The organism is Chitinophaga sp. 180180018-3, assembly GCF_037893185.1.
Lineage (GTDB): Bacteria > Bacteroidota > Bacteroidia > Chitinophagales > Chitinophagaceae > Chitinophaga.
The window spans coordinates 862,944-883,801 of record NZ_CP140772.1 but is presented as its reverse complement, the minus strand read 5'-3'; the positions used below and the strand labels follow the sequence as shown (position 1 = coordinate 883,801).

Annotated in this window: 18 protein-coding genes and 1 riboswitch; of the genes, 11 read left to right on the top strand and 7 right to left on the bottom strand. The window is 47.3% G+C overall.

From position 1 onward, the window contains the following. Nucleotides 1–142 precede the first annotated feature (142 nt). Genes UNH61_RS03610 through UNH61_RS03585 form a run of 6 tightly spaced genes read left to right on the top strand, consistent with a single transcriptional unit; the run spans nt 143 to nt 6,585 of the window. On the top strand, nt 143–628 hold the full coding sequence (locus tag UNH61_RS03610) for a molybdopterin-dependent oxidoreductase (protein ID WP_326990747.1): 486 nt from the start codon (nt 143–145) through the stop codon (nt 626–628). A gap of 57 nt (nt 629–685) precedes the next feature. Then, the gene (gene eat, locus UNH61_RS03605) at nt 686–2,002 is read left to right on the top strand and encodes an ethanolamine permease (RefSeq protein WP_326990746.1); all 1,317 of its coding nucleotides are present in this window, start codon (nt 686–688) and stop codon (nt 2,000–2,002) included. Further along, complete coding sequence (locus tag UNH61_RS03600; protein ID WP_326990745.1) at nt 1,999–3,357, top strand: glutamine synthetase family protein; 1,359 nt, start codon at nt 1,999–2,001, stop codon at nt 3,355–3,357. Before eat ends, UNH61_RS03600 begins: the two co-directional genes overlap by 4 nt. An 11-nt stretch (nt 3,358–3,368) precedes the next feature. Further along, entirely contained in the window at nt 3,369–4,505 is a 1,137-nt protein-coding gene (locus tag UNH61_RS03595; RefSeq protein WP_326990744.1) for an iron-containing alcohol dehydrogenase, read from the top strand. A gap of 2 nt (nt 4,506–4,507) precedes the next feature. Further along, nucleotides 4,508–5,224 carry a gamma-glutamyl-gamma-aminobutyrate hydrolase family protein gene (locus UNH61_RS03590; protein WP_326990743.1) on the top strand — a complete coding sequence of 239 codons (717 nt, stop codon included), beginning with the start codon at nt 4,508–4,510 and terminating at the stop codon, nt 5,222–5,224. After that, nucleotides 5,221–6,585: an aldehyde dehydrogenase family protein gene (locus tag UNH61_RS03585; protein ID WP_326990742.1), complete on the top strand. Its 1,365-nt coding sequence runs from the start codon at nt 5,221–5,223 to the stop codon at nt 6,583–6,585. Before UNH61_RS03590 ends, UNH61_RS03585 begins: the two co-directional genes overlap by 4 nt. A 6-nt stretch (nt 6,586–6,591) precedes the next feature. Here the strand turns inward: UNH61_RS03585 and UNH61_RS03580 are convergent, their stop codons facing one another. Then, entirely contained in the window at nt 6,592–7,011 is a 420-nt protein-coding gene (locus UNH61_RS03580) for a hypothetical protein (RefSeq protein ID WP_326990741.1), read from the bottom strand. A gap of 221 nt (nt 7,012–7,232) precedes the next feature. Next, nucleotides 7,233–7,429, top strand: a riboswitch (cobalamin riboswitch). 175 nt (nt 7,430–7,604) lie between these two features. On the opposite strand from UNH61_RS03580, the gene UNH61_RS03575 reads away from it, so the two are divergent. The 3 genes from UNH61_RS03575 to UNH61_RS03565 all read left to right on the top strand — a co-directional run bounded on the left by UNH61_RS03575 (nt 7,605) and on the right by UNH61_RS03565 (nt 10,206). Then, nucleotides 7,605–8,735 carry a DUF5074 domain-containing protein gene (locus UNH61_RS03575; protein WP_326990740.1) on the top strand — a complete coding sequence of 377 codons (1,131 nt, stop codon included), beginning with the start codon at nt 7,605–7,607 and terminating at the stop codon, nt 8,733–8,735. A 98-nt stretch (nt 8,736–8,833) separates the two neighbouring features. Next, on the top strand, nt 8,834–9,388 hold the full coding sequence (locus UNH61_RS03570) for a helix-turn-helix domain-containing protein (RefSeq protein WP_326990557.1): 555 nt from the start codon (nt 8,834–8,836) through the stop codon (nt 9,386–9,388). A 14-nt stretch (nt 9,389–9,402) separates the two neighbouring features. Then, nucleotides 9,403–10,206: an IS3 family transposase gene (locus tag UNH61_RS03565; RefSeq protein WP_326990739.1), complete on the top strand. Its 804-nt coding sequence runs from the start codon at nt 9,403–9,405 to the stop codon at nt 10,204–10,206. Between the two features lie 93 nt (nt 10,207–10,299). On the opposite strand, the gene UNH61_RS03560 is transcribed toward UNH61_RS03565, so the two are convergent. From UNH61_RS03560 to UNH61_RS03540, 5 genes are all read right to left on the bottom strand, one after another. Then, entirely contained in the window at nt 10,300–12,051 is a 1,752-nt protein-coding gene (locus UNH61_RS03560; RefSeq protein ID WP_326990738.1) for a SusD/RagB family nutrient-binding outer membrane lipoprotein, read from the bottom strand. A 17-nt stretch (nt 12,052–12,068) separates the two neighbouring features. Further along, nucleotides 12,069–15,734 carry a SusC/RagA family TonB-linked outer membrane protein gene (locus UNH61_RS03555; RefSeq protein WP_326990737.1) on the bottom strand — a complete coding sequence of 1,222 codons (3,666 nt, stop codon included), beginning with the start codon at nt 15,732–15,734 and terminating at the stop codon, nt 12,069–12,071. A gap of 191 nt (nt 15,735–15,925) precedes the next feature. Then, a complete protein-coding gene (locus tag UNH61_RS03550; RefSeq protein ID WP_326990736.1) occupies nt 15,926–17,071 on the bottom strand; it encodes a FecR family protein in 1,146 nt (381 codons plus the stop codon). Nucleotides 17,072–17,141: 70 nt separating this feature from the next. Beyond that, nucleotides 17,142–17,717, bottom strand: coding sequence for an RNA polymerase sigma-70 factor (locus UNH61_RS03545; protein ID WP_326990735.1), 576 nt, complete (start codon nt 17,715–17,717; stop codon nt 17,142–17,144). Between the two features lie 121 nt (nt 17,718–17,838). Further along, nucleotides 17,839–18,603 (bottom strand): DeoR/GlpR family DNA-binding transcription regulator, encoded by a 765-nt coding sequence (locus UNH61_RS03540; RefSeq protein WP_326990734.1) that lies wholly within the window; start codon nt 18,601–18,603, stop codon nt 17,839–17,841. 56 nt (nt 18,604–18,659) lie between these two features. Here UNH61_RS03540 and nudK point away from each other — a divergent pair, with 56 nt between their 5' ends. Continuing rightward, nucleotides 18,660–19,238, top strand: coding sequence for a GDP-mannose pyrophosphatase NudK (gene nudK, locus UNH61_RS03535; RefSeq protein WP_326990733.1), 579 nt, complete (start codon nt 18,660–18,662; stop codon nt 19,236–19,238). 53 nt (nt 19,239–19,291) lie between these two features. Here the strand turns inward: nudK and UNH61_RS03530 are convergent, their stop codons facing one another. Continuing rightward, nucleotides 19,292–20,173: an NAD(P)-binding domain-containing protein gene (locus UNH61_RS03530; RefSeq protein WP_326990732.1), complete on the bottom strand. Its 882-nt coding sequence runs from the start codon at nt 20,171–20,173 to the stop codon at nt 19,292–19,294. Nucleotides 20,174–20,316: 143 nt separating this feature from the next. Between UNH61_RS03530 and UNH61_RS03525 the strand changes: the two genes are divergently transcribed. After that, nucleotides 20,317–20,697, top strand: a complete 381-nt coding sequence (locus tag UNH61_RS03525; protein WP_326990731.1) for a winged helix-turn-helix transcriptional regulator — start codon at nt 20,317–20,319, stop codon at nt 20,695–20,697. Nucleotides 20,698–20,858 lie beyond the last annotated feature (161 nt).

Sequence of the window (20,858 nt, the reverse complement as noted above, 5' to 3'; positions counted from 1 at the left end):
GCATCAATTCGCGAAATATGCGATATTTTCTCAGTGACCCGGGCATTGATTTTCTTTAATTTAATGTTATCATTGTATCCTGATCCGACCATACACACAGAACACCCGGTTTGCAAGCGTTATATTACTAATCCTATCCATCATGACGTACAAATTTCCGGCATTATTCATCAGCTTCATTTTCGCTATTTCGCTGGCAAACGGCCAATCGTTTACCGTTGAAGGAGACGTCACGCAGCCATTGAAACTCAGCGCAGCTGATCTCAGTAGCATGAAAAGAACAGACGTATCCGCTACCGACCACGATGGCAAAACCTATCGCTATTCCGGCGTACCCGTTGCCGATATCCTGGCACGGGCAGGTGTTCCGCTGGGCCCGCAGCTGAGGGGCAAAAATTTATCAAAGTACCTGTTGGTAAAAGCCAGCGATGGCTACCAGGTGGTGTTTGCCCTCCCCGAACTGGATACGGTATTTGCCAGCCGGATCATCATCCTGGCCGATCAGGCCGATGGTAAGCCCCTGCCCGCCGGTAAAGGCCCTTTCCGGATTATCGTACCCGGCGAAAAGAAACCCGCCCGGTGGATAAGGGAAGTAACGGCCATGTATGTACGCTCCGCGAAGGAATAAAAATAATATCCCGTTTTTATGTTATATTAGGGATACATCCAACACAGATCTTTCAACATGACGCAAAATAAGGGTTTAAAGAAAACATTAACACCCTTTATGCTGTGGGGACTTGGAGTAGGTTACGTTATTTCAGGTATGTATTTTGGCTGGAATCTTGGCCTCGAAAAAGGGGGCACCTGGGGCATGGCATTGGCTACCCTCGTTATCATGGTGATGTATATAACGTTTTCCTTCAGTTACGCAGAACTGGCTTGTGCAATCCCTAAAGCAGGAGGAGTATTTGACTATGCCAACAGGGCATTGGGAAAAGATATCGGCTTCATTGCCGGCATTGCCCAGGTTATAGAATTTATTCTGGCGCCACCAGCCATTGCATTCGCCATCGGCGCTTATTTCAATGCCTTCTTTCCACAGGTTCCCATCCTCAGCAGCGCTATCGCTATCTATTTTATCTTTACCGCCCTGAACGTCTATGGTGTAAAAGCTGCTGCATCATTTGAAGTAATTATCACCGTATTCGCGGTAGGCGAACTGCTGTTGTTTGCCGGCATCTCCCTACCTAAATTTCAACTCACCAATCTCACCCATAACGCATTGCCCAACGGATGGAGTGGCAGTTTTGCAGCGATTCCTTTTGCCATCTGGTTTTTCCTGGGTATCGAAGGTATTGCCAATGTAGCAGAAGAAACAAAGAATCCACAACGGGATATCAGCAGAGGCTTCGGCTGGGCCATACTAACACTGGCGTTGTTATGTGTGCTGATATTTATTTCCGCTACCGGTATCGCCGGCTGGGAGGCGATCGTGTATAGGAACGGTAGCCATGGCGAAACGTCCGACTCCCCGCTCCCGCTGGCGCTGGCACAGATTACAGGCAGCAACCACCTGATGTACCATCTGCTCATCACCGTCGGTTTATTCGGGCTCGTGGCTTCTTTTCACGGCCTTATCCTCGCTGCCGGACGCTCTACATACGAAATGGGCCGGGTACATAACCTGCCCCCTTTCCTCGGGAAAATTTCCTCCCGCTTCCATACCCCCGCCAATGCATTGATCGGTAATATGCTAATCGGTATACTGGCCCTGATATCCGGTAAAACTGCCGAGATCATTATTGTTTCTGTATTCGGCGCGCTTACATTGTATATCATATCCATGGTGTCTATCATCATCCTCAGGAACAAGGAGCCTACACTGGCACGGCCTTTCAGGGTAGCCTGCTATCCTTTCCTGCCATTGATAGCCCTGCTCATTTCCACCGTCTCTATCATTGCCATGTTTATTTTCAATGTAACACTTGGTCTGATCTATTTTTCCCTCCTCGCTATTACGTTCCTGTTCTACAAACTCTTTAAACCTGCGCACACATGACCACTTCAGAAGTATTAGCATATGTAAAGCAGCATCCTTCCGGTAAAGTAAAGATCGCTATATCGGATATCGATGGCGTATTGAGAGGCAAGTATATATCTGCAGATAAATTCATCTCTGTTACTGAAAGCAAACTCGGTTTCTGCGACGTTACTTTCGGCTGGGATATGGGAGATGTGGTGTATGATAACGTGAAATACACCGGATGGCATACGGGATACCCGGATGCACTTGTGAAAATAGATCTTAACACTTTCCGGCGGATTCCCTGGGAGAACGATCTGCCCTTTTTTTTGGGAGAATTGGTAACCCCGGATGATGCTCCTGTATATACATGCCCCCGGCAGCTACTGCGAAAAGTAATAGCGCATGCCGGGCAGCAGGGCTTTTTCCCTTACTTCTCGCAGGAGTTTGAATGGTTCAATTTCACGGAAACTCCCGATACCGCCAACCAGAAACATTTCCGTGATCTCACGCCACTCAGTCCAGGTATGTTTGGCTACTCCATTCTGCGCAGCACTTTGAAAAACGAATACATGAGCCGCCTGTTTGAGTTGCTCGTAAAATTCGACATTCCCATGGAAGGGCTGCATACGGAAACAGGGCCCGGTGTGTACGAAGCGGCCATCCGCTACGCAGCTGCACTTGAAGCAGCGGATCAGGCAGTATTATTCAAAACAGCGGTGAAAGAAATCGCCTACCAGCACGGTATCATGGCTACATTCATGGCCAAGATCAATGAAAACCTTCCGGGATGCAGCGGGCATGTTCACCAGAGCCTGTGGGAACCCGACCGTCAGCATAATCTTTTTCACGATGAAAAAGATCCTCACAAAATGAGCGGCATCATGAAAAGCTATATAGCCGGACAACTGTATTGCCTGCCACATATACTGCCCATGCTGGCTCCTACCATCAACAGTTATAAACGCCTCGTGGAAGGCGCCTGGGCGCCCACTACGCTTACCTGGGGTATCGATAACCGCACCGTGGCATTACGGGCGCTACCCGGCTCTGCAAAGGCTTCCCGCCTCGAAACCAGGGTAGTTGGCTCCGACACCAATCCTTACCTCGCACTGGCCGCCTGTTTGGCTGCAGGATTATACGGCGTGAAAAATAAAATGCCTCTTGAGAAAAAAATTACCACGGGTAATGGGTACCTCGACACTTCAAATGGTGTATTACCACAGAACCTTCATATTGCCACGCAGCAGATGAAACATTCAGCGCTGGCAAAAGAATTGTTCGGCGAGCAGTTTGTGGAACATTTTACACTCACGAGGGAATGGGAATGGCGACAATATGCCAAAGCCGTTACCGACTGGGAACTTAAAAGATATTTTGAAATCATCTAAGCTTCAGCATTATGACCGCTCAGTTCAATTTTCCTACTACTATCCGCTTCGGCGCAGGCGTCGTTCGGGAACTGCCCGCCTGGTTGCAGAAAAACGGATTATCAAAACCACTGGTGGTGACCGATCCTGTCGTAGCCGGATTGTCTTTTTTCAAAGCTATTATTGCCGATTTGCAGGCACATCATATTGCAGCTGAAGTATTCAGCGATATTCATAAAAATCCGGTGAAGAGCGATGTGTATAAAGGCACGGAACATTGGGATCAAACACAACGGGACTGTATCATCGGCGTTGGTGGTGGCGCAGCACTGGATGTGGCGAGGGCGATCGCGCTGCGTGTACATCACCGGGAAGATCTTTTCAAATACGACGACCTGATCGGCGGCGATATATATGTCACCAACGATGTGCCTCCCTTTATCACTATACCTACTACTGCCGGCACCGGCAGCGAAGTAGGCCGCAGTGCTATCATTGCCGACGATGAAACACATCAGAAGAAGATCCTGTTTTCGCCGAAACTGATGGCCCGGATCGTATTTGCAGATCCTGCGCTCACAATGGAACTGCCCCCCGCTGTCACCGCCGCCACCGGCATGGATGCACTTACGCACAACATGGAAGCATTCCTCGCGAAAAATTATCATCCACTCTGCGATGGCATTGCCCTCGAAGGTATGCGGCTCATCCACCTCTCCCTCGATAAAGCGGTGAACAACCCCGACATGGAAAGCAGAAGCAATATGCTCATGGCTTCCATGATGGGCGCTATCGCTTTTCAGAAAGGACTGGGAGTGGTACATTCCCTGGCTCATCCCCTGTCGTCCTTACTGGATACACATCATGGCCTCGCCAATGCGGTGAACATTCCTTATGGTATGCAATTCAATATCGCAGGATTTGAAGATAAATTCCGGCGTATCGCCAGAACACTGGAGCTGAAGGAAGAAACCGGAGAGGCAGTGGTAAAATACCTGTTCGACCTGAACAGCAGGGTGAATATTCCACATCACCTGCGGGATATCGGTGTTAAACAAGAACATATTGAAACGCTCGCCGACCTTGCCATTGCCGACTTTGCTCATCCTAATAACCCTAAACCCGTGAGCAGAAATGATTTCAGGCAATTATACCAAAATGCATTTTAGTGATGAAGAAACGGATAGGTATCAGTTTTACGGAAACGAACTTCCATAATTATCCACATTGGTTTCAACCGGAAGATTTGGGAGAAGATGTGGAAATTGTTACGCTTTCTTTTGTTGAGCGTAATGAGCAGGATATCTATACCTGCGATGGGTTTGTATTGACCGGAGGCATAGATGTATTGCCATCACTGTATGGAGGTGCAGAACAATACCCGTACAAACCAGAAAGATTTTTACCCGAACGCGATGCTTTCGAAAAAAGGATATATGAATACGCCCAGGAACAACAGATACCTGTATTGGGTATTTGCCGTGGCCTGCAATATATTAATATCCTGGAAGGTGGTAAGGTGTATGAAGATATTGGCGCAACAGCGAATCTTATCCACAAAAAAGACAAGGCCGATAAGATACACGATGTGAACATCCGGAAAGATTCCCTGCTATACGCTATCACAGGCGTTGAAAACGGACAGGTCAACAGCGCACATCATCAGGGTATTGATCCGGAACACCTGGGGCATAACCTGATGATCAGCGCCACTTCGGCCACCGGCGATGCTATCATTGAAGGAATAGAGTTCAGGGATAAAACAGGGAAAGGCTTTATGATAGGCGTGCAGTGGCATCCCGAAAGAATGCCGGAAAAAGAAAGTAATCCCCTGTCTTCCGCTATCAAAAAACAATTTATTCAGGCTGTTAGAAATTATCACAAATGAAAATGATTAATCCATCTACCGGAGCTGTGCTCAGCTATCTGCGGGAAGATACTTCTCCAATACTCATCGATAAAATGCATCTTCTCAGGTATGGCCGGGCACAATGGTCCGCTGTACCACTTGAAGAGAGAATAAAAAAGCTGGAGCGATTCAACATGCTCCTGGAACGGCATACCGAAAGACTTGCAGGCCTGTTGACCAAGGAAGTCGGAAAACCTATGCAACAGTCGCGCAATGAGATCAAAGGCGCCTGTGCACGTGTACAATGGATGACAGATAACGCCCTCAGGTATCTGTCGGACGAATGGGTAACGGATACGCCTGCACTCCGTGAAAAAATATCATATGAACCGCTCGGTATCATCTGCAACATCTCTGCCTGGAATTATCCTTATCTGGTTGGCGTAAATGTTTTTGTACCGGCATTGCTGGCGGGTAATGCTGTGATGTACAAACCTTCGGAATACGCTATTCTCACAGGTTTTGAGATAGAAAAACTGCTGTATCAGGCGGGCGTGAATGAACTTGCATTCAAAGTAGCCGTGGGGGATAAAGCGGTAGGTGAATATCTGCTGACACAGGATTACGATGGTTATTTCTTTACCGGCTCTTACAAAACAGGTAAACACATCTACGAAAAGGTGGCGTCAAAAATGGTTCCCTGCCAGCTGGAACTGGGTGGTAAAGATCCGCTGTACGTGGCAGACGATATCACGGATATTGCTGCTGTAGCTGCCGCCACCGCCGATGGCGCCTTTTATAACAATGGCCAGAGTTGCTGCGCTGTAGAACGGATTTATGTACATGAAAAAGTGTATGATGCGTATATAGATGCTTTTGTAAAAACAGTCAGGTCGTGGAAACTGGGTTTCCCTACAGACGAAGGCGTATACTTCGGTGCAATTACCCGGGCCGACCAGCTCGCAGTGCTGGAGCTACATGTGAATGAGGCCAGGGCAAAGGGCGCAACACTGTTGCTGGGCGGAAAACGCATCAAACACGAAGGAAACTATTTTGAACCCACTATCCTGACCGATGTGGATAACAACATGAAAATAATGCGGGAAGAAAGCTTTGGCCCTGTCATCGGCATCATGAAAGTACAAAACGATGGGGAAGCTATTAAACTGATGAATGATACGGAATACGGCCTCACTGCATCTGTATACTCCAGCGATGGCGACAGGGCACAAAAGATCCTGGCAGCGATTAATTCCGGAACCGGTTATTGGAATTGTTGCGATCGCGTTTCTGCGGGTGTTCCTTGGAGTGGCAGAAAGCATTCCGGCTTTGGAACAACTTTATCCCATCAGGGATTAAGAGCATTTACTAAAACAAAATCATGGCAAATGAAACCCTGACGGATATCAGAGCAATTTCCTGGTAAGTACCACCGTATCAGCAGAAAACCATACCTCGGCATATTTCGCAGGTGCATCGCAGTTATACCAGCGGTAGTATCGGGTATCATGTCCGCCGGGCCGGTATTGATAGTCGTTACGGAAGTTATCGCCATCGGCGCCAAATACATGTTTCACCTGGGCATAGGTCATTCCGTGCTGCACTTTCGGGTAGTTCACCGACAGGTTATAAGCACAAATGTCTCGCGTAAGCGTCATGGCAACCAGGGTTACCTGGCCGTTCTGAAACTGGCATTGCACATATCTCTTCAAACCGCTGCATACATAGTACCACTTGTAGATCTTTGTTACACCATTGTCGCTGAAGAGTTCTCCCTCCTGTTTAAAAATGCTTCTCACATTTTCATAAGTAAGAGATTTTTTCACCTGATCAAAGTTTGCAATGCCAATTTCCGCATTACATCTGAGCGCCTGGGCATCAGACCCATCCCGCCGGCAAGCGGTACAAAAAAGAAGGAGAATTAGGCCCCAATAACGCATAAAGGTGATAAATTGACCCGAATGTATAAAATCCCGTTGATATTTTAACCTGCTGCCCCTATTGTTAGCAGAAATATAGCATTTTGGATTTTAATAATACTTGGCGTACGTTTGCACCCACAATTGGTTCCACCTCCGGGTGGATTAAAAGGGAATCCGGTGCAAAACCGGAGCTATCCCCGTAGCTGTAATCCTGCAATTGTTTTTCCGGATATACTCCATACCACTGTCCGCCTCCGGCGGATGGGAAGGTTCCCGGAAAAGCAGGAGAGCCAGAAGACCTGCCAGCTGTAATTATCATTCAGTGCTTTCGGGTGAAAGGCGGAGAATGTAAGCCTGTCGGCATTATATTCTGTTTTATTTCAATCATTTACCCCTGGGCGTGATATGCCGGGCCATCCCTGGTATACTGACTCTTTCCTTATGCCGCTGCCTGGCCGGGAATAACAGGCCTGTTTTTTTAACCCAAATAATAGTATATGAAAAAAAACCTAGTTTTTTCCCTATTTGCAGCCGTAGCGCTGTTTGTAGCTTCCTGTCAGAAACAGGACCTGGTGCAACCTGCCAGCCTGAAAGAAAAAAGCAGCCTAAGTGCCGTTAATGCCAGTACTGCGCTTGTCAGTGGCACCTATGCCAATGGCTTCTTCATTGCCAATGAAGGCTGGTTCGGTCATGGTACCGGCGACCTTCACTTCTATTCCTATAGCGGCGATAGCCTGGTGTACAACGTTTATTCCCAGGCCAACCCGGGGGGCACCCTGGGCGGGCCATCCAACACACTGCAATATGCTACGGTATTCAATGGCAAACTGTATATCGTAATAAAAGCTGGTGGCCCAATGGTAGTAACGGATGCCGGTAGCCTGGTAGAAACCGGCCGTATCAGCACACTGCCGGGCAACGATGGTCATGCCTTCATTGGAGTGGATGCCAGCAGAGGCCTGCTTAGCGCCAGCGACGGCGTATACCCGGTATCCCTGCCTTCCCTGACAGTAGGCTCAAAAGTCAATGGAGTTAACGGTTATACCGGCGATATGATCCTTGCCGGAAGTTACGTATTCGTGCTCTCCGCCACAGACGGTATCGTAGCCCTAAACAGCAGTAACTATGCGGTTGCTAAAAATTTCGGCGCCGCCTACCTTGCTTTTGCTGCGGGTAAAGACGGAGGTATTTACGCCACCACTGCCGACTCCCTGATCCGCATAGATCCGGTTTCATTGGCCCGTACAGCCATTAAACTGCCGTTCACAGTATCCTCTCCCTGGGGAGCCTGGCGTCATGCATGCATTACTGCCTCCACCCAGGAAAATGCCATTTACATTGTGCGTAACAATGGTTTCGCAGGAGGTACGCAGCTTTATCGCTACGTAATAGGTAATCCTGCTTCTCTTTCTTCTCCGTACATTACCCTGCCCTCCGGCCAGTACTTCTACGGCGCCGGCGCAGCGTATAACAAAGACAGGAATGAACTGGTTGTCACTACCATCAACGGCGCCTTTTCCGGCGACGTAAACCGGGTACTCCTTTACGATGCTCCCACAGCAACGCTGAAAGAAACGCTGACGTATAATGGTTGGTATTTCCCGGCGATGCCCGTATTTCAGAATTAAAAGAATTACGAATTAGGAATTACGAAACAGAGCGAAGACTTTAGCAGATAATGGTTGAAGTGCCCCCAAAAAGTTAGACACTTTATGGGGGCATTTTTATGGATAAGCGAATCAAATACAGTTTAGCGCAAAAGCAAATAGCAGTTAAGTCCGTACTGTCAGGTCATGACACATTTAGCTCAGCTGCCCGCAAGATCGGAGGCACCGATACCACAATTCACCGTTGGGTCAATCTTTATAAGCTTCATGGACAAGCAGGATTACAGCAGCGCCCAGGTAATTATACAGGAACATTTAAATTCCAGGTGCTCCAGTATATGTTTGAAAAGGGGTTATCTTTAATGCAAACAGCCATGATTTTTGGTATTACCCAGGATAATATAGTTGGTCGATGGCTTAAAAAGTATGAACGAGAGGGAGCTGCCGGGTTGTTAAAAGAGACAAGAGGCCGAAAAAGTTCGACGATGACAAAAAAATCGAAAAAGAGTAAAAAACCAGTAACAGATCCAACACAGGCCAAACTAGCGGCTTTAGAGGCAGAGCTGTTGTATTTGCGGGCGGAGAATGCCTACCTAAAAAAGTTGGATGCCTTAATTCAGGAAGAGAAAGCCGCTCAGGATCAAAACAAGCGGCAAGAGCCATCAGAGAATTAAGGCCGCATTATTCATTGGAGTTACTGCTGAAGGTGGCAGGGATGGCTCGAAGTACTTATTATTACTATCTCAAACAAGTGTCAGTACCTGATAAACATGCCATATTAAAAGGAGCAATAACAGCGCTTTATCATCAGCATAAAGGTAGATATGGCTACAGACGCATAACAGCAGCATTGAGGCGATCAGGCAGGGAAATTAATCACAAGACAGTACTGAAAATGATGAGGGCCTGTAATTTGAAAAGCCTGGTCAGGGTAAAAAAATACAGATCTTATAAAGGGCAGCAGGGCAGAATCGCGCCCAATCTGCTAAAGAGGGATTTTAAAGCAGAGAAGCCCTGCCAAAAATGGGTTACAGATGTAACCATGTTTGTGGTAGGAGATCAAAAGCTCTATCTTTCTCCTATAATGGATCTGTACAATGGGGAAATAGTGAGTTATAGTCTATCGGAACGCTCCACCTTTCAGCCAATCATTGATATGCTTCAAAATGCCCTCCCCAGGCTGCCTACCGATAGTAAACTGATATTACACTCTGATCAGGGATGGCAATACCAGATGAAACAATATCAAAAGATGCTGATTGACTGCAATATCGAGCAGAGCATGTCTGGAAAAGGTAATTGTTTGGACAATGCTGCTATGGAGAGTTTCTTTAGTGTCCTAAAAACAGAGTTGTTCTATCTTGAAAAATTTGACTCTATTACAGTCTTAAAACAGCAGATTGAAGAATATATTGGCTACTACAATAACGATAGAATCAAACTAAAATTAAATGGCCTGAGCCCTGTAAATTACCGAACTCAGGCCATTTAACTTAATCTCTTTATTTTTAAAAAACGTCTAACCTTTTGGGTTCACTCCAGGTATTATCAATCGCTAAAGTCTTCGCTCTGTTTCGTAATTCTTTTACTGGTAATTGTAATTATCCCAATAAGGATTCTTTGCTCTTGCATCTGCAGGTACCCAGAAAATAGGGGTAGTAGCATTATTGTCAGCCGCCACTTTCGCAAAATTATCCGGGTTGCCGGTTAGCTCTGCGGTAGGATAGTGCACTCTTTCCGGCATCGGCTTCCACACTGAACTATGCCATGTAAACGGCTCCAGCTTGGGATGACGCGTCCTGCGTAACTCCGCCCATAGCTCGTATGGTTGCAGCAGGTTCAGGTGAATATATTTCTGCTGCATCAGTATCTCCATCTTATCATCAAGCGTTGGCGCTGCTACGAAATTCGCGGCTATCTTGTCGCCCCAGGCGCTGATCACTCCTGCACCAGGCTTTGCAGGATATACCAGGGCCGCCTGCGCCTGTGTAAGCTGGGTTTTAGCATAGGTGCTCAACTGGTTGACCCAGTACCAAAAGTTAACGGAGTGAATCACCGCATCTTTCATATGTTGCTCCGGCGCTTTTCCGGTGTTACCCAGGCCCTTGAGAGATATTTCAGCTAGGAGCAGATCCAGTTCCGCAAGGGTAGTCATATACACCGGCATATTCGCATTGCGGTGGAACGTAGCGTTGTTGTAGGTCGATTTGGTAGTTTGTGCAAAAGTAGCTACCACATTATCTGCAAATGGATAATATTTCTGTCCGCTGTTATACAAAGCATCCTGCGCTTCTATATTCGACGACACGCCACGGTAATCCATATACCTGGTAGGCATTGCCAGTACCGGTAAACGGGGATCATCAATGCCTTCGTTGTAGGTAGAGTCACCGTAGTTCATCCGCTTCATGATGATGTTCGGGATAAAGGAAGCATAGTTGTTTTCGAACAACCCACGCTGCCAGGTTCCTCCGCTGTAAACATCCACAGCAAACCAGAGCTGCCAGGTAAGATCTGTTGCAGGCAAGGGTTTCGACAAAGCATCCTGTATCAACGGTTTGGCATAAGCCTGCTCCACTCCGGCAATCCGCACCAGCATTTTGAGGCGGGTAAAATTGATGAAACTGATCCATTTGTTGATATCTCCCGCAAATGCCAGATCCTGCTGATTGAAGGCACTCTTTGCCTGAATAGACATATTCGCATATGTACCCGGTAATTCATCGATCAGCGTGCCTAACTCTTTGATAATTGACTGATAAACCGTTTTAGGATCATCATACTTTGGGAAGAGGTATTGCGCTCCTCCTTTTGCTCCCTGAAAGGCATCAGAAAAAGGAATGGAATTGAAAAAATCAACCAGTTTGGCGCATTGATAATCCTTGATAAAAGTAGCCAGCTTCACATACAAATCTCCATCGGCCTTGTACTGTCCCGTACGGAGGGCCACCGTATCAAGAATGATTTCATAATTTTTCAGCTTCGTATAGCTGTTCTGGAAATAAGATTGTCCGGAAATGGCAAAGTCGTTGAACCCGTTGCCACTCGTCAAATCATTGTACCCCGAAAACCAGGCATAGCGATAGGAAATATAACGTTGCGCGAGTTGTGCGTAACCGGTGATTCCCAATCCATCGTTGAGCAAATAAAACCATTCTCCATAATCCTGTACAAAGATCTTGTTGTTGGTGACCATTGCCGTAAATAACCCAGGCACAACATCCACCCCATTTCCGGTGATTTTGTCCTGGTTATAAAACCTGTTCTCCAGGTCTTTTTTACAGGCGCCCAGCGAGCAGACTGCCAGCAAGATGATATATAAATATGCTTTTTTCATTTTTTTAGATTTATACGTTAGAAAGCCACATTTAATCCCAGGGAATAAGTACGTTGTGAAGGATAGATCGTGTTCTCAACGTAAACATCGGCTCCCAGCGCTCCTTCCGGATCTATGTTCGGAATGGATTTATAGATATAGAAAAGATTCCGCGCAGCAGCTGTGATGGTGGCCCGCTGCAGGCGCAACATCTTTGTAATTCTCGCCGGCAGCGTATAACCCAGCGCCAGCTCTCTCAACTTGATATAGTTGTTCTTCTCTACTCTATCCGGCGGGAAAGAGGTAGCCAGGTCGTTGACATAACTTTCATAATAAGCAGTGGCACTGGTGATGATATCATTCTGTTTATAAGCACTGCCATCTGCTTTAACACCCGGCAGTATCAAACCGTCGTGATATACCTTTCCATCTCTCGATTGTGCAGGTGCCGGCTGTGAATGTTGCCAGGGCACTTTATTTCCACTGGCATCTATATAATAAGCCAGCCCCCCGTTAGCTTCATCACGATATTTGAGCGTGCTTGCCAGTTGTCCGGTTCCTGTCAGTCGGTTATTAGTGTAAGAGAAAATAGTACCGCCAAATTTATAGTCGAAGCCAATGCGGAAACTCAGATCCTTATAACGGAAGTCAGAAATAAATCCACCATACACCTTAGGCATAACATTACCGGCCACTACTGTTTTTTTGTCGTCCAATACATAAAGGCCATCGCCGTTAACCACCTTGTTACCAGACGGATCGCGCTGAAAATCCTGCATTACGATTTCACCATACGGACGGCCTTCATCTGAATGAATAGCCGCGGCTGAACCATTTATCAGATCACTTACTTTATTCAGTTTAACACCCGGATAAAGCTTTTCTACCCTTGAACCCTGACTGGCAGCATTCCAGGTCAGTGTCCAGCGGAAATTCTTTGTCACTACCGGGCTTCCGGTTAATGCCAGCTCAAAGCCCCAGGCTTTCACATCCCCCACGTTGATAGTAAGACCTGTGGAGCTGGAAGCAGAAGAAATAGGCAATCCTATGATCTGGTTATACCGATGATTGGTATAGAAAGAAAAATCGAGCGTGATCCTGTCCTGTGGCAGAAAGCTATTATTGATACCTACCTCAAACTCCCTTTTACGCTCAGGCTTCAACGCGCCAGGCAACAGCTTATCCGGCGGAGATACGGTGCTGGCATTGGTATTGGGCAAGTGCGTATAGTCGTACAGGTTATTGGCATAATAACGGACGGTCCCGTTTCCTACATCGGCCCAGGATAATCTTAACTGTCCGCTGTTCACTCCGGGGATCGGAAAGCGTTCTGTATAGTTCCAGGTCAGGGCCGTTCCCGGATAAAAATATTTGTTGTTTTCCGGAGGCAGTGTGGAGTTCCAGTCCTGCCGTCCCTGCAGTTCCAATGTCAACTCATTTTTCCACGACAGGGCTGCAGATGCCAGCATACTGTATAGCACATCATTGCCGCGGCTGTAGTTCCGGAGCAGATAAGCGTTATCGGCGTTGGGTGTTCCGAGCTGATTGGAAAAGGAATACCAGTTAGGGAAGTTGAGCCCGCCTACTGTTGCTGTTCCGAGATAGTCCACTGTGCGGAGCCGGTAGGACCCGCCCGCAAACGCATACAAACGCAGATCGTTGTTGAGGAACGACTTGTTATAATGCAATAACGCCTGATAAGTTTGTGTAGTGGCATTTTCTTTGGCTACGCCGAAGCTTCCTCCGTTTACGGTAGGCAATACCCTCGTAACGGAAATCCTGGTATCATAATTTGTGTTATCGTAATCCAGGCCTGCCTGCCCTACCAGCGAGATATTATCCGTGAAATTCAGGGTTACTTTTGCAGATGTGATCATGTGGATCTTATCGTCCTTATATGCATTCTTACTCCTGTCCCATAGGTAGCTGCCCAGCTGCGAGAAAGCCTCGGATACGCCTGCATTGGTAAGATCCCGTTTATATCCGGTGGCATCTGTATAATACGGGAATATCTTGCCATAGTCGAAATCAACCGGGTATCCCCAGGCAACCGGACCGTCATTTCTTCCCCGGCGATTTTGTGTGGTGATATTGTAGATGTTTGAAACCAGTTCGAATGAAGCCAATTTGGATGCCCTGATGTTTCCGTTGAAGCTAAAGGTATTTCTGCGCTGCCAGGCGTTATTGGTAGTAATATCGGTATAGTTGTAATTGGTATAAGATGCCCTGATGCTGCCTTTTTCGTTGCTGCCGGCGATGGCTACGTTAGCGGAAGTAGATTGACCGGTTTGGAACATCGACATAAAATTACCGGGATGCGGGGAATTTTTCACTACAGAGCTGTCGTAGAACATTACGTTAGCGCCGTCGAATGCAGGCCCGAAGCTGAAACGCTTATTAGGCAGCAACCTTGTTCGTACACCATTGATAGTAGCATAAGAAGTATCATAAAGATTGTCTCCAAGGCCGTATTTGTCCTGCAGCTTCAGGTAAGAAACAGGTTGTTCCCAGGTGTGCTGCAGATTGGCCGTCATACCGAAGCCGCTTGCATTTTTACCAGTTTTTGTAGTAATCAGTACCACGCCGTTTGCAGCGTCACTACCGTACAATACAGTAGCTTTAGCGCCCTTCAGGATGTCCATGCTTTCTATATCATCCGGGTTGATGTCATTGATACCGGCGCCATAGTCAAACCCCTGGCCAATATCGCCACCTATCTGCGTTTTTCGGTCGTTCAGTATCACTCCATCCACCACAAAAAGCGGTCTCACATTCTGTTGGGCGTTCATGCTGGCGGCGCCACGGATATTGATCCTGATACCTCCGGCCGGGCCGGCGGCGCCCACATTCACCCCTACTCCTGCTGCCTTTCCATACAAGGCCAGGAAGGGGTTCATAGTGGTGCCGGCCTTTGTAAGTTCATCTCCCTTGATGGTACTGATGGCATAGCCGAGTGTACCCCTGGGGCGTTTAATACCGAGTGCTGTCACCACCATCTCATTCAAACCGCTGGAAGCGGGGTTCATCACCACGCTGATATTGTTGGTTCCAGCAGCTACCGTCACTGTTTTGGGTTCGAAACCGATAGAGCTGAACACCAGCACTACCGGACCATCCGGCACTTCGATGCTGAAGCGGCCATCCACATTGGTGGCGCCGCCTGTCTTAGTACCTTTGATAGCATATGAAACGCCAGGAACGGGTGCTCCGCTGCTGTCTTTCACAATACCGGTGATACGACGGTTAACTACCGTCGCCACCACCATGAGTGGTGGCGCATTTTCCAGCGTTACATCTTTGTCCTTTACGGCGATTATCTTCCCGATAATTTCGTAGCTAAACGGCTGATTTCTGAAGAGCAGCGTCAATACTTCTTCCAGGGAAGCATTCCTCACAGAGATGTCTACAGGTTTACTCTTCTGCAGTACGGCGTCTTCATACCAGAATCTGTAACCCGATTGTTTCTTTATTTCTTCAAACACCTTTTGAATCGGTGCATTCCTTTGATTCAGTGTTATTTGCTGCGAGAGAGTTTTTGCGCTGATCTGCATACATAGCACTGTCATCAGAACAGTTGTTATTTTTAGCTGCATGATCAGTTGTTTTTTAAATGCTACGGTTTTCTTGAAAGCCAGCAGCCGGCTGAAGAGTTGCGGTACTTTTTTACGCATGCGAAAAGTACCTGCATGACAATTGGATTGCATACATTTGCAATGTTTGGATGTGGATAAATCTTGGTTAGCGCCAGAAATCAGATCCGGACATCAACCAGGGGTGGGTGAGATCACCTCTGGTTTTATTTACCGGTGATATCTCCTGGTCATGGGCTGTTATTCATAAACAAGTGAATTTGATTGACCTAATAAATTGTTAATCTCATAAGCTCATATAGTCATCAGGGCATTACAGTAAGACGACGTCCTTCCAGTTTGAATTTTATCCGGCTTACTTCGAGTATTTTCAGTAATTCAGAGAGATGCGCATCCCGCGGAATGTCGCCCGTGAAGCTGCGTGCCGGTACATCTCCACTATATACCACCTCTACATCATACCACCTTTCTACCTGCCTCATGATGGTGCGGATATCCGCGCCTTTAAAAGACGTGAATCCATTTTTCCAGGCGATGGCCTGCTCTGTATCGGCATGATGATTTATCCGGATCTTTTCTCCTTCTTTCATTAATAATTGTTCTCCGGGCTTCAATATGCCGGATTCGTTATCCCGGCTTACTTTCACAGCACCTTCCAGCAAGGTGGTGGCCATAGTTATTTCGTTCCTGTAGGCCATGACGTTAAAGCTGGTGCCTAATACAGCTATATCTGCGTTATTGACCGTCACAAAAAAGGGCTGCGCACTGTTTGCTGCTATTTCAAAATAAGCTTCACCGGTTAGTACAACACGTCTTTCTTTGCCGGTAAATGCGGTAGGGTATTTCAACGAGGAGGCTGCATTCAGCCATACTTTCGAACCATCCGGAAGCTGTAGTTGATACTGCCCTCCTTTGGGGGTGGTGAGCGTGTTGTAGATAACAGTGCCAGCTGCACCAGCTGTATTATTGCTATAGCTCAACACTCCCGGACGGGCACTCAATTGTACATTCCCCTGCATTGCCAGCCTGCCTTTCAGGCTGCTGTCAAGCGTTATGCTCGCACCGTCTCCCAGAGTGAGCACTGCTTTATTGCTTCCCGGCTCCGGGTCATTCATTTTGTTCTTGTCGTCGTGCAGCTGTTGCCTGTTTATCAGCATCCATGTGGTGCCTGCAGCTATCAGCAATAATACGGCAGCTGCCCAACGGAGAAAATACATCCGCCTTACCGGCCCTTTATGTACCTCCCCCGGCACCGGTGGTTGCAGACCAGATTCACCGAATACAGCATCGTCGCTTTCACTGGAACGTATCCAGGCTTCTTCTATTAATAACTCCAGATGGGCATCCTGTTCCGGATCGTTCAGAAAATGACTCAACTCAGCCTGTTCTTCAGGTATCAGCGTTTTATCAAAATGCCGGCTTAAAAGATAACGTAACCTGTTGTTGTCCATCAGCGTAAAGCGTTCTGTATAATAAGACAGCCAGGAGGTATGAAAAGAGGTAATGCGGGAAAATTTTTTTTCAGAAGCGACTGCGGGTACTTAATAAAATGATAAGCATATGAATTTCAGGATGTGCCATGGCGTAAGTACGGATAGAACGCAATGCCAGTACCATATGTTTCTTAACAGTTTCCAGAGAGATGGCCAGCCGCTCAGCGATTTCCGCCTGTCTGAGCCCTTCATCCCGACTGAGCAGGTAAACCCGCTGCCGCTGTTCAGGAAGTGCCGAAACAGCCTGTTCTATGATCTGACGGTAGGCATTCACCTGCTCTTCTTCTTCCGTCAATACCCTTCGCTCCCATTCCTTTTTCTGTGCCAGCTCACGGCCCATTTTTTTCAGAAATGAAAAGGTATAGTTCTTGGCAATGGTATACAGATAAGAATGAAAATGCTCCACATGATCCAGTTTATCCCGTTTTTCCCAGACCCGGATAAACACTTCCTGCACAATTTCTTCCGCCAGTGGAAGAGACCCTGTCAGCTGTATTACGAAGGCCCCTAATCTATTATAATAAGTGTGAAATAGCTCCGCAAAGGCGGCTTCGTCGCCCTGAGATGTCCTTAAAAGTAAATCATGTTCATTACTTCTTAGCACGGTACACAAAAATAAAATAACAAGTAAAGATGCTTGTGAAAAGCTTTTGGTTGATATGATATAAAGGTAGTGATTCCTTTGTTGATAAAAAAAGGCATTATTTAATTTTCAGGCACTTTGATTAGATAGCATTGATCAGGCTAACTCCTGCTTTTTCCAGTGCCCGTTTCTGCTGTTTTGAAATTCCCTTATCCGTAATCAGATGGTCAAACATCGATAATGGCGCAAACTTCAGGTAGCTGTCCTTCCCTATTTTGGAGGCATCGCAAAGCAGGTACACCCTGTTGGCATTGCTGCTCATAGCCCTGCTGATACTGGCTTCCTTCTCACTGTAAGCTGTAAGTCCCTTGTTGACGGAAAGACCATCAACCCCTATAAACGCCTTATCTGCATGATAACTTTCAATATGTTGTATGGCCTTTAAGCCATGCATGGCTTTCCGTTCACGGTCTACCTCCCCTCCCACAAGATTCACCTCTACGCCTGCTACTTCCATCAATGCTGCCAATACCGGCAATGAGTTGGTGATGATCCGCAGCCCGGGCACCTGCTTCAGGTGTGCACACATACAAAACACAGTGCTCCCGCAGTCCATAAAAATAGTGTCGCCGGGTTTCACCAGCGATGCTGCCAGTTCACCGATATACTGCTTTTCTGCCGATGCTGCTCCTGCCTTCTCCACAAAACCAGGAAACGCCGGCCCGCTCTCCATTTTCATGGCCCCTCCGTGAGTTCTCACCAGCAATCCTTCCTCCGCAAGCTGCTGCAGATCCCGGCGAATGGTAACTGCAGATATTCCCAGCTGCCCTGATAAAGCCTGCACCTCCATATCTCCTGCATCTTCCAATGCCTGCAGGATCTTTTTCTTTCTTTCCGGAAATCCCATAACAAATACTATATTTGATCAAAAATAATCAATTTCGATCAAATACAATCATTTTTATGAATCCATCCATTCAGATAAAGGAAGAAAAACTGCTTTCAGATAACTGGTATCTTTTAAGGAAGATCACCTATCATTACCAGCGTTCTTCCGGCCAACCGAAAATACAAACCCGGGAAGTGTACGACAGAGGTAATGGCGCCGCCATTCTGCTATACGATAGCATCCGGCGAACTGTGATCCTCACCCGGCAGTTCCGGCTCCCCACTTACGTGAATGGCAATACCAGCGGGATGCTGATTGAAGTATGTGCCGGCCTGTTGGATAATGATCATCCGGAAGACGCTATCCGCAGAGAAGCGGAAGAAGAAACCGGATACCAGGTGAAAGAAGTGCGGAAGGTATATGAGGCGTATATGTCGCCCGGATCAGTAACGGAGATCCTTTATTTCTTTATCGCCGAATATACGAAAGACATGCAGGTGCACGACGGAGGCGGGCTGGAAGCAGAGCAGGAAGATATTGAAGTGATGGAGATAACATTTGAAGATGCATGGCGCATGATGAAACAGGGCACAATCAGGGATGGAAAAACCATCATGCTGCTGCAACATCTGCGGCTGGAAGGTATCCTGTAATCACTGCTGCAAAAAAACAGCCTGCTGCGATATCAACAGCAGGCTGGCTCATCTCACGGTTTCTGCCGGAGAATGTTCATCAGCGCTGCGAGGCGACTGTTACCCCAGCCACCGGCCACACCCCGGTTATAAAGCGCCAGCTCAAACGATGGTATATCGTGGCTGATCCCTGCTTCTTTCGCATGCCTGATCAGCAATTCAAATACATGCGCACAAATTGCCAGGGAGCTTTCCGGATCGCTGTAATGCCCAATCTGTATATCATCGCCGGTGCTCTTCACCATCTGCCCCAGTACCGGTGCTATCTGGCCAATGACAGTGCCCAGTTCATCCACTCTCAGTCCTTCTGCTTCCATCATCAGCGCCCCATGCAGGAAGCCTGTCAGCATACCAAATATCGTAGATAATGTTGCCAGATCCCATGCAGATGCTTTACCTGCTCCTTCTCCCAGGTACAGCAGGGTTCCGGCCAATGCTTTCAGCGCCGGCCCACTCTCTTTAAAGCCGGCTTCAGATCCTGAAAAGAAAATAGGACTATCCGGCTGGCCCATCTGCCGGGGAGTAGCCATGATGGCTCCATCCAGGTAAATGGCTCCTTTTTCCTTCGCCCATATTTCGGTTTCTTTTGCATCCTGAGGGGTGCCTGAACTCAGCTGCACCAGTACTTTGTTATTCAACGATACCCCATCGAGCAACTCCCTCGTTGCAACGTAGTTAGTAATACATACTATCACTATCCTGCTGGCGTCCACTGCTTTGGCCACATCGCTGTGCCAGGCCGCCCCCCTTGCGGTGAATGGTGTTGCTTTTTCCTCGCTGCGATTCCAGACGGTGAGCCCGAAATTGTTATCGAGCAACAGATTTCCCAGTACGGATCCCATGGCCCCCAGTCCAATCAGCGTTACTTTTTCTTTCGTTGTTTGAATAGCTGTCATTTTATTACTTTTTTCTGGCACAAAGTGAAGGATATCCGGGAAAGCTGACAATAAGGGAAATTATGTTCCTATAGGGAAAATTTTTTCCCTATGCCCCTGAAAACGTACATATGGCTATTTTTGTACCACCAAAACAAAAAACGATGTACGAGAAAAAGATGATCAAGGACTTTAACTGCGGGCTGGCTGTTCTCATGGAAATTTTAGGTGGTAAATGGAAAGCTTACCTGGTATACCTCATCAACCAGGGCACGCGCAGGCCAAGCGATCTGCAGCGGGCAATACCAACGGCCAGCCGGCGGGTACTGAATCTTCAACTGAGAGAACTGGAATTCCACGGCATCATCAGAAGAGAGATCTATCCCCAGCTTCCCCCAAAAGTGGAATACTACCTGACACCGTTTGGAGAAACCGTTCTGCCGGTAATTTCAGTCATGGAAAACTGGGGCTATGGTTACCTGGACACGTTCAGGCAATTAATGGAACAGAAAGAAGAATGGTTCGCCGGCGTCGAAGCCAGGTAAGCCCTCGGGCGGAAAATGTTTCGATAAATGAAATAAATACTTACCTTTGCCCCATCATGAAAATATAACATCCACATATCCGCAGCTCCCGCTGCTATCTGAGCAAACCAAACGGTATTGCTGTTAATACATCACCCGATTCAATCATTTAAATTTTACTG

Bases quoted from the DNA above. Each gene is read 5' to 3' on its own strand.
- UNH61_RS03550 (WP_326990736.1), bottom strand. From the start codon at position 17,071: ATGGACAACAACAGGTTACGTTATCTTTTAAGCCGGCATTTTGATAAA.
- UNH61_RS03570 (WP_326990557.1), top strand. From the start codon at position 8,834: ATGGATAAGCGAATCAAATACAGTTTAGCGCAAAAGCAAATAGCAGTT.
- eat (WP_326990746.1), top strand. From the start codon at position 686: ATGACGCAAAATAAGGGTTTAAAGAAAACATTAACACCCTTTATGCTG.
- nudK (WP_326990733.1), top strand. From the start codon at position 18,660: ATGAATCCATCCATTCAGATAAAGGAAGAAAAACTGCTTTCAGATAAC.
- UNH61_RS03585 (WP_326990742.1), top strand. From the start codon at position 5,221: ATGAAAATGATTAATCCATCTACCGGAGCTGTGCTCAGCTATCTGCGG.
- UNH61_RS03560 (WP_326990738.1), bottom strand. From the start codon at position 12,051: ATGAAAAAAGCATATTTATATATCATCTTGCTGGCAGTCTGCTCGCTG.
- UNH61_RS03590 (WP_326990743.1), top strand. From the start codon at position 4,508: ATGAAGAAACGGATAGGTATCAGTTTTACGGAAACGAACTTCCATAAT.
- UNH61_RS03575 (WP_326990740.1), top strand. From the start codon at position 7,605: ATGAAAAAAAACCTAGTTTTTTCCCTATTTGCAGCCGTAGCGCTGTTT.
- UNH61_RS03610 (WP_326990747.1), top strand. From the start codon at position 143: ATGACGTACAAATTTCCGGCATTATTCATCAGCTTCATTTTCGCTATT.
- UNH61_RS03600 (WP_326990745.1), top strand. From the start codon at position 1,999: ATGACCACTTCAGAAGTATTAGCATATGTAAAGCAGCATCCTTCCGGT.
- UNH61_RS03525 (WP_326990731.1), top strand. From the start codon at position 20,317: ATGTACGAGAAAAAGATGATCAAGGACTTTAACTGCGGGCTGGCTGTT.
- UNH61_RS03530 (WP_326990732.1), bottom strand. From the start codon at position 20,173: ATGACAGCTATTCAAACAACGAAAGAAAAAGTAACGCTGATTGGACTG.
- UNH61_RS03540 (WP_326990734.1), bottom strand. From the start codon at position 18,603: ATGGGATTTCCGGAAAGAAAGAAAAAGATCCTGCAGGCATTGGAAGAT.
- UNH61_RS03555 (WP_326990737.1), bottom strand. From the start codon at position 15,734: ATGCAATCCAATTGTCATGCAGGTACTTTTCGCATGCGTAAAAAAGTA.
- UNH61_RS03595 (WP_326990744.1), top strand. From the start codon at position 3,369: ATGACCGCTCAGTTCAATTTTCCTACTACTATCCGCTTCGGCGCAGGC.